General features: G+C 37.6%; 11 protein-coding genes. 1 reads left to right on the forward strand and 10 read right to left on the reverse strand.

Features of this window, described 5'->3' with window-relative positions; genetic code table 11:
• Positions 1–7 precede the first annotated feature (7 nt).
• From chvE to araD, 5 genes are all read right to left on the reverse strand, one after another.
• Positions 8–1,081 (reverse strand): multiple monosaccharide ABC transporter substrate-binding protein, encoded by a 1,074-nt coding sequence (gene chvE / locus K332_RS0107450; RefSeq protein WP_026906878.1) that lies wholly within the window; start codon positions 1,079–1,081, stop codon positions 8–10.
• Positions 1,082–1,369: 288 nt separating this feature from the next.
• The gene (locus tag K332_RS0107455) at positions 1,370–2,479 is read right to left on the reverse strand and encodes a GntR family transcriptional regulator (protein ID WP_026906879.1); all 1,110 of its coding nucleotides are present in this window, start codon (positions 2,477–2,479) and stop codon (positions 1,370–1,372) included.
• A gap of 135 nt (positions 2,480–2,614) precedes the next feature.
• Positions 2,615–4,099 (reverse strand): L-arabinose isomerase, encoded by a 1,485-nt coding sequence (gene araA / locus K332_RS0107460; RefSeq protein WP_026906880.1) that lies wholly within the window; start codon positions 4,097–4,099, stop codon positions 2,615–2,617.
• Positions 4,100–4,114: 15 nt separating this feature from the next.
• On the reverse strand, positions 4,115–5,788 hold the full coding sequence (locus tag K332_RS0107465) for a ribulokinase (RefSeq protein ID WP_026906881.1): 1,674 nt from the start codon (positions 5,786–5,788) through the stop codon (positions 4,115–4,117).
• A gap of 17 nt (positions 5,789–5,805) precedes the next feature.
• On the reverse strand, positions 5,806–6,501 hold the full coding sequence (gene araD, locus K332_RS0107470; RefSeq protein ID WP_026906882.1) for an L-ribulose-5-phosphate 4-epimerase: 696 nt from the start codon (positions 6,499–6,501) through the stop codon (positions 5,806–5,808).
• A 352-nt stretch (positions 6,502–6,853) separates the two neighbouring features.
• Here araD and K332_RS0107475 point away from each other — a divergent pair, with 352 nt between their 5' ends.
• Positions 6,854–7,540 (forward strand): copper homeostasis protein CutC, encoded by a 687-nt coding sequence (locus tag K332_RS0107475; RefSeq protein ID WP_036688375.1) that lies wholly within the window; start codon positions 6,854–6,856, stop codon positions 7,538–7,540.
• A 62-nt stretch (positions 7,541–7,602) separates the two neighbouring features.
• On the opposite strand, the gene K332_RS0107480 is transcribed toward K332_RS0107475, so the two are convergent.
• The 5 genes from K332_RS0107480 to K332_RS0107500 form a co-directional block, all read right to left on the reverse strand.
• Positions 7,603–8,331, reverse strand: coding sequence for an SIS domain-containing protein (locus tag K332_RS0107480; RefSeq protein ID WP_026906884.1), 729 nt, complete (start codon positions 8,329–8,331; stop codon positions 7,603–7,605).
• Positions 8,332–8,333: 2 nt separating this feature from the next.
• The gene (locus K332_RS0107485; RefSeq protein WP_026906885.1) at positions 8,334–9,050 is read right to left on the reverse strand and encodes a KDGP aldolase; all 717 of its coding nucleotides are present in this window, start codon (positions 9,048–9,050) and stop codon (positions 8,334–8,336) included.
• Positions 9,051–9,068: 18 nt separating this feature from the next.
• Positions 9,069–9,782 (reverse strand): creatininase family protein, encoded by a 714-nt coding sequence (locus tag K332_RS0107490; protein WP_026906886.1) that lies wholly within the window; start codon positions 9,780–9,782, stop codon positions 9,069–9,071.
• 24 nt (positions 9,783–9,806) lie between these two features.
• Positions 9,807–10,799 (reverse strand): phosphotriesterase family protein, encoded by a 993-nt coding sequence (locus K332_RS0107495; RefSeq protein ID WP_026906887.1) that lies wholly within the window; start codon positions 10,797–10,799, stop codon positions 9,807–9,809.
• Between the two features lie 81 nt (positions 10,800–10,880).
• Positions 10,881–12,176 carry a PTS ascorbate transporter subunit IIC gene (locus tag K332_RS0107500; protein ID WP_026906888.1) on the reverse strand — a complete coding sequence of 432 codons (1,296 nt, stop codon included), beginning with the start codon at positions 12,174–12,176 and terminating at the stop codon, positions 10,881–10,883.
• Between the last annotated feature and the right edge of the window lie 13 nt (positions 12,177–12,189).

Below are 12,189 nucleotides of genomic sequence, written 5' to 3' on the forward strand. Positions count from 1 at the left end.
CTTTAAATTATTGTAATTCGTCCTCCGTATAATACTCTGTATCTACTAGCGCTTCTTTGTAGTTATCAATATCAACGGAGATAGGTTCTAATAGATAAGAAGGAACTACTTTCTTCCCATTATCATATGTTTCCTCATCATTTATTTCTGGCTCTTCATCTTTTAGTACAGAGTCAGCCATATTAACCGCCTTGGCAGCTAATTCTCTCGTATCTTTAAAAATGGTTTGCGTTTGTTCGCCAGCAATGATTGATTTTACAGAAGCAAGTTCTGCATCCTGACCAGTGACAATCGGCATTGGATTATCAGCTGAGCCATATCCAACAGCCTTTAGTGATGAAATAACTCCACGGCTAATTCCATCAAATGGTGATAATACAACATCTACCTTTTCGCCAGAGTAATGAGCACTTAACAAGTTATCCATACGTTCTTGTGCTTTTGCACCGTCCCAACGTAATGTTGCACCTTGTTCAAATTCAGTTTGACCACTTTTAACAACTAATTGACCATTATCAATATATGGTTGAAGAATAGAAATAGCTCCATCCCAGAAGAAATATGCGTTGTTATCATCAGGTGAACCAGCAAATAATTCAATATTAAATGGACCTTCACCATCAGCTAACCCTAATTTTTCTTCAATATACTTTGCTTGTAAAACACCAACCTGGAAGTTATCGAATGTAGCGTAATAACTTACATGGTCACTATTCATGATTAAACGATCATACGCAATAACAGGTATATCTTGATTCTTTGCCTTTTCAAGTACATCTGTAAGCGCCTCACCATCAATTGAAGCGATTACAAGAATGTCCACACCTTTTGTAATCATGTTTTCAATTTGGGATAATTGATTCTCCACAACATCCTCTGCATATTGCAGATCAACGTCATATCCTAGCTTTTCAAACTCTGCTTTCATATTGTCGCCATCATATACCCATCTTTCAGAAGACTTCGTTGGCATCGCAATTCCAACCGTTTTTGAATCACCGTCTCCTCCCGCATCTTTACCACAAGCAACCAAGGCTAAGGTAAGAAGGAATATACCTAAAATTAACGTAAACTTCTTCATTCTTTTTTCCCCCTATTTCTATTAAATAATTTTTTATTAAACAGAGTCTGTCAGGATAGCGCTTTCATAATGTTTTAAAAAAATATGTACTCTGTAAAATAATGATTAATCTTCTTTCCAAATTGTTCGTACAATCAATTTATAAATTACTAATCTTGTACGTACATTTATTATAAATTACACAGACTATTAATGCAATATAAAATTTATAATGTTTTCTATATTTAGGTAAAAAAAATAAAAGACCTGGATTTAAGCATTTTAATCCAAATCTTTTACAAATTATCGTTATTCATTTATATCTTTTGTAGATGTTCTAACTACTAATTCTGGTGAATAGACAATCGAATTTCTATTAAACGCATCATTGTTTTTATTCTTTTTTGAATTTATTAGATCGAGTATTGTATTAGCCGCTTCTTCCCCCATAAGACTTTTGGGATGTACAATAGAAGTTAATTTCACTTCTGATATTTCTGCTAAAAAGGAATCGTCATAGCCTACCATCGAGAAATCATCTGGTATAATGATGTTTTTTTCCCTTAATACATTCAGTAATTTCATGGCAATTTCGTCATTATAACAAACTAGCCCTGTAAGCCCGTGATTTGGTGCAGATAGTAGTTTATCAAGTTCTTGAACTGGTTTCGTTTCTTTTCCTTCTGTTGTATAGGTAATAATATTCCTAGGATTAATTGGGACATTATTTTTCCTGTGAGCTTTTAAGAACCCTTTCATACGTTGAGCCCCTTGCATATCATCGGTCTTAAAACAGCCAATGATATTCCGGTGCCCCAGATTAATTAGATGCTCTGTTTGAATAAAGCCACCTTTTTCATCATCCATGACAATGCTTATTGGCTCTAGTTCATCATAGTAGGCATTTATCATAATATAGGGAATAGACTGTTGCTCTAGCTCCAAATAATAAGCTAGATTTGGATTGGAATAAGCACTTTTGGTCGGTTCTACGATTACACCATCAAATTTTTGATTAAGCAGTTTCCCTAGAATCAGCCGTTCATTCTCATGATTATTATTTGTACTGAAAATACTAACTTGATACCCCGCTTCACTTAAGCGTGCTTCAGCTCCTCTAATGATAGAGGTAAAAATATAGTCGGATATATACGTCGTAACAATCGCAATGCTTTTCTGGTTTTCTCGATGTTCACTCTTTTTTTCAACCGTTCTATCCGCACAAAATGTACCTGAACCTTGCTCCCGGTACAACCAACCCGTTGTTACTAATTCACCAATTGCTTGCCTTACCGTATGGCGACTAACACCGAATTCTTTCATCAACTCACTTTCCGAGCTAATTTTTTGGTGTGCTGTATATGTTCCATCTGTTATTTTCGATTGAATTGCATTTTTAACCATATTATATTTTGTCATGTAATCACCCTTAATGCGTACTTCAAACATATTCGTATAAGTTAAGCATATCATATAGGATGTCTTATTTACATCTTATATGATGATATGAAAAAAATAGAGATTTGCTCGGGTTGCAAATCTCATGTACTACGTTTATTTCCAAACTGCCTCACCAAACTTTAATTCGGTCCGTAGTTGTCTAACATTCGTATGTTTATCAATGACAACACATTCAATATTTGTCATGTCGGCAAAATCATACAAGGCATCTGTTGTGACTTCGTAAGAAAATACGGTATGATGGGCGCCACCTGCATAAATCCACGATTCGGTAGCTTCACTTAAAGAAGGTTCCGGTTTCCATAAAACCTTTGCCACTGGAAGATTTGGCGTTTCTTCTCCTGGCTGTTCGGCTTTGACTTCGTTAACTACAAGACGATATCTTCCTCCAAGTTCAACAAGTGAAGCAACTACTGCATTGCCACTTTGGCCATCAAATACAAGGCGAGCAGGGTCCTCCTTACCACCGATACCAAGCGGATTGACAACAATCTTAGGTTTTGAAGCGGCTATAGTTGGACAGATTTCCAACATATGCGATCCTAAAATCATTTCATTACCAGGCTCAAGGTGGTACGTATAATCTTCCATGAATGATGTCCCTTTATTACCTGCAATTACCTTCATCATCCGTAATAATGCTGCAGTTCTCCAATCACCTTCACCAGCAAATCCATACCCCTCCGCCATTAAACGTTGCGCAGCTAAGCCCGGAAGTTGTTTCATACCATGAAGATCTTCAAAGTTAGTTGTAAATGCATGATAGCCATGTTTCGTTAAAAATGCTTTCAACCCTAATTCAATTCGTGCCTGTTCTAGAATGGAGTCTTTAATTGGTCCAGCTTCATTTGCTTCAACAGGTAATTCATAAAGCTTACGGTATTCCTCATATAAATGATTAATTTCATCTTCCGTGATGGTTGACATTTCTTCTACTAAATCACCGATTCCATAGTAATCTACCGTCCACCCAAATTTAATTTGTGCTTCTACTTTATCTCCATCAGTTACTGCGACATGACGCATATTGTCCCCAAAACGAGCAACGCGTATATTGGTACCTTCCGTAACTGCTACAGCTGTCTTCATCCAATTTCCAATCTTTTCCTTTACATCACGGTTGTCCCAATGCCCAACAACAACTTTCCTTGGGACATGCATACGGGTTCCAATAAATCCATACTCACGGTCACCATGTGCAGATTGGTTTAAGTTCATAAAATCCATATCAATAGATTGCCATGGAATATCACGATTAAACTGTGTATGCAAATGCAGTAATGGCTTTTGCAATGCTTTTAAACCATGAATCCACATTTTTGCAGGTGAAAATGTATGCATCCAAGTGATTAATCCAGCACAATTTTCATCACTATTCGCAGCATGCATTAATTTACTAATATCATTTGAATTCGTTAGCACCGTTTTGAAAATAATCTTATATGGTAGATTACCAGCTTCATTGAGTGATTCCGTCATATGCTTAGAATGATCTTCTACCTCTTGAAGTGCCTCTTCACCGTATAAGTGCTGACTTCCTGTTACGAACCAAAATTCATAAGGTTTAATAGTTAACATATGTATTCCCCCTGTTTAGTTTCTGGTAGCTGTTCTTATATCTCTCAATCTCTTCATCACATCGTTTTCCCCACGACCGAAGTAATCATGTAGCATGGAATATTCTTGGTAGATTTTTTCATAGATTGCAACGTGTTCCGGAATAGGCTGAATTACTTCATCCTTTACACGAGCCATATTCTTCGTTGCATCTAAAATAGTGTCATAGCCGCCACGACTTTCTCCTGCAGCAACCGCCCCAAACATCGCGGCACCTAAAGCAGGTGTATGATATGAATCAGCAATTTTAATCGTCCGATTCGTAACGTCTGCATAGATTTGCATGAGCAATTTATTTTTATGTGGCAATCCACCACATGCATATAACTCATTCACTTCGATACCATTACTTTCAAAAGCATCAACAATTTTTCGAGTACCAAATGCCGTTGACTCCAGTAGTGCACGATATAGTTCCTCTGGTCTCGTTTGTAATGTCATACCGACTATAAGCCCACTTAGATCCGTATCAACTAATACAGAACGGTTACCATTCCACCAGTCCAGCGCCAATAATCCAGTTTCACCCGGCTTGTAATCCGCTGCCTTTTTCTCTAAATAGTGGTGGATATTTACTCCTTCTTCCTCTGCAGCCTCTTTTACGTATTCTGGAACTGCTTGATTGACAAACCAGGCAAAAATATCCCCAACAGCGGACTGTCCTGCTTCATAGCCATAGAATCCAGGAATGATCCCGTCTTCCACTACACCACACATACCTTCTACTTGTTTTTCTTCGTTCCCTAAAAGCATGTGACAAATAGAAGTTCCCATGGCCATAACTAATTTCCCTGGCTCAACCACACCCATAGCAGGTACTGCAGCATGTGCATCAACATTCCCTACAGCTATAGCTATTCCAGCATGTAAACCGGTAAGCTTTGCCATTTCTGGTGTTAACTCACCAGCTTTCGTCCCCAAAGGAAGTACATCACCACGTAATTTAGTTTCCACTAGATTTTCCAACCGGGCATCAAGTGATTGGAAAAACTCCTTACTTGGATAACCATCTCGCTTATGCCAGATTGCTTTATAGCCTGCTGTACAGCTATTTCTCACTAAATTATTAGTCAGTTTTGAAATAACCCAATCGGTCGCTTCCACAAATTGATTCGTTTTTTCATAAATATCTGGTGCTTCATTTAAGATTTGCCATATCTTTGCAATCATCCATTCAGATGATATTTTACCGCCGTATCTAGGCAAAAAGGCTTCACCCATTTTTTCAGCAATATCATTTAATTTATTTGCCTCATCCTGTGCAGCATGATGTTTCCACAGTTTCACCCAACTATGCGGATTATCCTTTAACTCGGAATGAAAGCATAGTGGTACGCCATGTTCATCAATCGGCAACATGGTACATGCCGTAAAATCAATCCCTAGTCCAATAATGTCATTTGGATCAACTCCGGATTGTTTAATGACTTGGGGAATTGCCTCCACTAAGACTTCGATATAATCACTTGGGTGTTGCAGGGCCCATTCATACCCCAATTTAACACCTGATTCTGGTAACTTGTCGTCAATCACACCATGTCTGTACGGTGTAACATGATCTGCAATTTCTTTACCACTTTTTAATGAAACTAAAACAGCCCTTCCTGATTCCGTACCGAAGTCAACCCCAATTGAATACTTCCCCGCCATGTTCACTGCCCCCTTCGTTAATTTTGGCCATAATACGCTTTTTTCCCATGTTTTCTTAAATAATGTTTATCCAATAGCACTTGACTCATCGGGCGAATAGCTGGATTCAACTGATAGGTTTGCAGTGCCATTTTGGCAATTTCCTCTAAAACTACTGAATGATGGACTGCCTCATCAGGGTCCTTTCCCCAAGTAAATGATGCATGACTGTTTACGAGCACCCCAGGCATTTGATTCGGATCTATCGCTTTCTCATGAAACGTTTCAACTATTACATGACCGGTCTCGAGCTCATATTCACCCTTTATTTCTGCCTCCGTCATTGCCCGAGTGCAAGGTACTTCTCCATAAAAGTAGTCACCATGTGTCGTACCTAAAGCTGGTATACTTATACCTGCCTGGGCCCAACTTGTGGAACCTGGTGCATGTGTATGTACAATTCCACCAATTTCAGGGAAGTTTTTATATAGAACAAGATGTGTTGGTGTATCAGAAGAAGGTTTTAAATTTCCCTCCACAATATTCCCATCAAAATCAACAACAACCATATCGTCACGCGTTAACTTTTCATACGGAACACCACTCGGCTTAATAACCATAAGATTATCCTCTCTACTGACACCGCTTACATTTCCCCAAGTAAAAGTTACTAAATTATATTTTGGCAATGCTAAATTAGCCTCAAGCACCTTCTGTTTCAAATCATCTAACATTTCTCCCACCCTCCCCAATCAAAAAACATCATGTACGTATAACATATACATTATACCTATATATTAATACAAATTGTACGTACATGCAATTGAAGAATTAAATATTTCAAAAAAAGACCATGGGGACAGGTACATCGGCACAATCAATTCATATAGGTTGTACAATGGATTTTGATAAATTCTGATCATCCTTTATTTTTATTAGTCGTGTATTGCCATATTTGGCTGGAGGAATTTTATTTATAAAAAGAGGGGAGCCAGTGGACCTGTCCCCATGGTTCTTTCTACTTCCTTTTAATTGCCTTAATACCTAATAACAAGTATGGTGGAATCATAAAAGGAGTTGAGTTACATGTTAGAAATAATTGCTACAAACCTGACAGATGTCAAAGATGCGGAGAGATATGGTGCGGATCGTATCGAACTTAGCCCTGCTATGTCAGAATTGGGCATAACACCAAGCTATGGACTTATTCAAGCCGCGGTAGAATCAGTTCGAATTCCTATTAATGTTATCATTAGACCTCATAGCCAATCTTTTGTTTACAATGCAGACGATTTAGAAGTTATGAAAAGAGATATTAAAATGGTTAAAAAGTTAGGGGCTAACGGGATAGTCGTAGGTGCACTTACTAAAGAGGGTGCAGTAGATATAGAATTCATTTCAAATTTACTAGAAGTTGCAGATGGTTTAGAAGTTACCATTCACCGGGCATTTGACTTTTCACGCAATCAAATAGAGGCACTAGAAAGTTTAAAACAGGTTCCAGAAATAACCACCATACTAACGGCAGGTGGTAACTACAATGCTCCTGAAGCAGTGGAACAAATAAATGAATTAATCGATATGGCTAGTAGGACACATTTATCTATTATGGTAGGACATGGACTTCGTGTAGATTCATTTGAGAAGTTTTTCCAATCTACAAAACCGGATTTTGTACATTTTGGCTCAGGTGCACGAAAGAATGATAGTTTCGATTATGGACTAGATGAAACTAAGATTAAGACAATAAAAGAAATTATTGCTAGTACATAAAACCCGTCTTATAAATCAAGATCCGTAGAAGAATTTCTTCTACGGATCTTGATTCTACTATATTACAATTTCACACGGTCACTGTATTTATCGATTAATTTCTGATTATGATTATCTGCACCTTCAATATTGCCACTTAGGAATACCGGAGGCTCAAAGCCATTCTCAGCCATTATTTTAATTGCTTCTCCAAGTATGGCATTTAAAATTGTTGCACCAATAACTGTTGAGCTAGGTGAAAAACTAACCTCTACCTTTTCGTGGGATAATAGTGCATCTCCAACTGGAGCATGATTATTTATCACAATGTCAACTGCATCATATAAATGCTTCCCACTAGTATGACGAGAAGGCTGGCTAGAGGAATATTCAATAGAAGTGATCCCAATAACATAAGCACCTTTCTCTTTTGCAATATTAGCTACATCAACTGGAACAGGATTTCTTCCAGATGTGGAAATTACGAAAATAACGTCACCTGTTTGAATATCCTCATCCATCATAAAGTCCTTCGCATAATCATTTTTTCGCTCAAGAGTCGATGAACGTACTGCACCTTCGTGTAGCATTAGTGGCTCATGCAATATAGGATGAATAGGAACTAGTCCTCCAGCACGATAATACACTTCTTCTGTTAAAATGTGAGAGTGTCCACAACCGAAAAGATGGACAATACCATCATTTTGAATGGTTTCAGCAACTTTATGCGCTGCCTTCTCTAATGCGCTTTTTTCCTCTTTTTCTACTAATGATAATAATTCAGTGATTTTCCCAAAATATTGTTGAATCAAACTTATCCCTCCACTGCTAAATAAATTTCTTTTACTTTACTTGGAATGGTTAAACCAGTTTCTTTATCTATTGTTGAACCAAAAATATGCGGCATAAAGAACTCAATATCAATATCCCGAACACCTTTAACAATATCAAGGATGTTGGATTCATCGATTCCACCAGCAGGTTCCACTCCTCGGATACCTTTTTCGGCGGCTACTTTTGTTAAATAAATTAATTCATCAAGGTGTTGTGTTCCTTTTACTGGCATCATTTTGATACTTTCGATACCAAGACTAACAGCAATTTCTAAAAACGCTTCTACCTTATAAATTTGTCCTGTAGTTGCTAGCTTAATTTTACCCACTTCACCTGTCGGTTGGACTAGTGCATTAACTAGTTGATTAGTAACCCCTTTGCCTTCTAAAAAGCCTGTTGTAAACGTAGCTGATTCAAATGGTTGATTGAGATGACCCGGTTTAGAAGCTACTGCAATATCCAATACTCGCTTCCAATTATCTGTATTTCCTCCACCACCAAGCCCAATACTTACTATATCTGCAACAGTCTTTAATTCCGTAACGACAGAAGCAGCCTCTTCGGTCGTATTAAATTTATCAGATACAATTCCTGGTACAACATAGCCATTTGCCGCTTCCATAACATCGGATGCATTCTTAGCATCCTTTGCTAAGAAGTTAAATAAAAATTTATCATACAATTTTTCCTGCAACATCACTTATTCACCTTCCATCTATTCAGTAATCAATTTCACCATATTTTCTAATGCGATATCTATAATATATTTACCTTTTTCCTCCGTAGCGAGCTTTGCATCACCGAGTACAGCTGTACTTGTAAAATCCTCCCATGGAGTTGGAGTTACATCCGCACTCATTGGAATATCTGGAATATCTGTAATTGCCCTATCCATATCAACATACTCAGGAGCCAAATAAAGCATATAAGATGTTTCAATTTCACACGCGTGGAAATACGTACCATGGGAAGATTTCGTTTCCCTAACTTCTGCAGCAGCTTTATTCATTCCAGGATAGAAAAGATATAAGACCTTCATCCCTGGACAAGTTTCAAACAACTCGCGCGCAGCTTCCTTCATTGCGGTTGCATTACCAAGGTGGCCGTTCACCATTGCAAAGGTTGTAAAACCCTGTTTATACAGACTCTCCCCAATATCAACAATGAAACGAATGAGCGAATTATTACTTATATTAATGCTCCCAGGGAAATTACGCAGACTCCAAACCTGACCATAGGGTAAGGTAGGTAAAACAAAGCCATTTACACGTTCTGCAAGCTTTTCAGATAATCGTTCTGCAAGTATATTATCCGTACCAAGTGGTAAATGAGCTCCATGTGCTTCCACAGCACCGATTGGCAAAATAGCTATTTTTGACTTGTTTATTTTCTCTTTTACATCAAATGAGTTTTCAAATTGAAATTGCACCGTACACCTACTCCATTCCTGAAATTATTTCTTAAAGGTAAAGCATCTTGCTGGATTTTGAATAAAGAATTTGTCAATTAATGCTTCTCCATCGTATCCTTTTTGATTAGCTTCTTCGATAAATCGAGGCACCCATTTTCCAAGAATATTTTCTAAACCTAAACCGTGATCGTAGTGTTTATAATAACTCTTTCTTGCTGTGTCTCCACTGATAAGAATCTGATCTTCATACCCTTTATCTACTAAATCCAAAATATTTTGTATCCTAGTACTTTCTGGTGCATATTTAATTTTAGAAATACCATCAAAAGAAAGTAATGCCCCAGTACTAGCAATTTTTGCATGATAGAATGGATCTGGGTTACGGTCCATGTGACCGAAGCTAATGTATTCTAAATTAACTCCTTCACTTTTCAACAATTCAATTTGTTCTAGACCCATAGTCCCTGCTTCCGTATGGGAATGAAGTGGTGCTTTTGTTTCATGATGGGCACGTGCAACTGCGCGCAATGTTTTTTCTTCTAATGGTGTAATGCGGTTGTATCCTGTTCCAAATTTTACTTGTCCACCTTTTACTTCAGTTCCTTCTAAACCTTCCTCAATTTCCCTAATTACAAAATCAGCTAGTTCATTAATGGATTTCGCTTCGATCCACTCATGGAATGTACGGTAGTCACCTGTAACTTTTTTTAGATGTTCTGGAATTGTAGCATCCCATAGAAAACTTTTATTGAATCCCGCTGTCCCAATTATCGTTATTCCAGTTTCCTCAGATATTTCCTTTACCGCTAAAACATCTCGTCCATAATCAATGGCAGTTGCGTCAACAATAGCTTGTCCACCGAGGTTTTTAAAATCTAATACATCTAGTTTCGACTTTTCCTTATCATCAAGAAGGAGATCATCTGCTTCTCTTTCTACCCAGTATTGTGGTCTACATACAATATGCTCATGTGAATACGTAATACCTAATTTATCTGGCTCAATATCACCATGAAATGTTCGAATAAAACTCATTAAAATCAACTCCTATTGTATAATCTTGGTTGTGCTCCAATATAAAAAGGGAGAAATAACTTCTCCCAAAATATTTATAACTTAAAAGAATAGTTGAGCTAGGAAACGAATAATTGGACCTAGGATAAACATATCTGAATCTGCTGCCCACATCGCAGTGTCAGGAATTGTATCGGATAGTAAAAACTTAACCATGATAAATTGTCCCCATGCAACAACTGTTGACGTAATGAATCCTGCTAATAGTGCACCTCGCACACCACCAGTAGCATTACCAAATACACCGGCAGTTGCAGCGTGGAAGAATAATACGATCATCGTTGGAACAAATACATATCCTACAGTATTTCCTAATACTACTAACCAGATTAATGCTCCAACAAAGGCACCTAAGAATCCTAAGATAACAGCATTCGGTGCGAATGGGAATACAACCGGGCTATCTAATGCAGGTTTAGCACCAGGTACAATCTTAGTTGCAATCCCTTTAAATGCAGGAACCATTTCACCGATGAACATACGTACCCCAAGTAACACTACCGCAATACCCGCAGCAAAAGTTAGTGATTGAATAAGTGCATAGATAATAAAGTTTTTATCTCCAGCAGCTGCAACTAATGCTTCTGCTCCTGGTGTATCTTTGAAAGATATAATTATGGCACCAACTAGGAATAATAATCCCATTGTTAGAGCAGTAATAACGTTTGAATCCCTTAGGAACTCTAATCCCTTAGGTAATTTAATCTTTTCAGAATCATTTTCTTTGTTACCTAAATATTTACCAGCTACAGCACCTAGTAATGCAACAGATGCAGAGGTGTGACCAAGTGCGATGTTATCATTCCCCATGATTTTACGCATAAATGGTTGTGTTAATGCTGGTTGAATTGTCCAATATAGACCCATGAACACTGCAAGGAAAATAACTAATTTACCAAATGAAATATCGCCAACAGCTTGAACGACAACCCCTGCAAAGATCGTTGTTGTCCAGAACATCATATGACCTGTTAAATAGATAAATTTAAATCGTGTAAAACGAGCTAATAATACGTTAATAACAAAACCTAATGTCATTGCTAATGTAACTGCACTACCATATTTTGCATTAAATCCTTCTTGACCCATAAAGTCCCCAAGCGGCTGGTCAGATAGATTAAATACTTCCTTCCATAACGGTTCAAAGACAACTAATGCATTAACGATTACTCCTGAACCTGCACTGATGATTAAAAACCCAATAACCGCTTTAAATGTTCCACTAATGGTTTGACTAGCGGACTTCTTCTGTAAAAGTAATCCTAAAAGAACAATAAAGCCTAAAAGAATTGCCGCCTCTCCGAAGACATTTGTTGCAATCCAAATAATAGTATCCATTAAAAAACCTCCC

The sequence above is a fragment of the Paucisalibacillus globulus DSM 18846 genome (genome assembly GCF_000482485.1).
In the GTDB taxonomy this organism is placed as follows: domain Bacteria; phylum Bacillota; class Bacilli; order Bacillales; family Amphibacillaceae; genus Ornithinibacillus; species Ornithinibacillus globulus.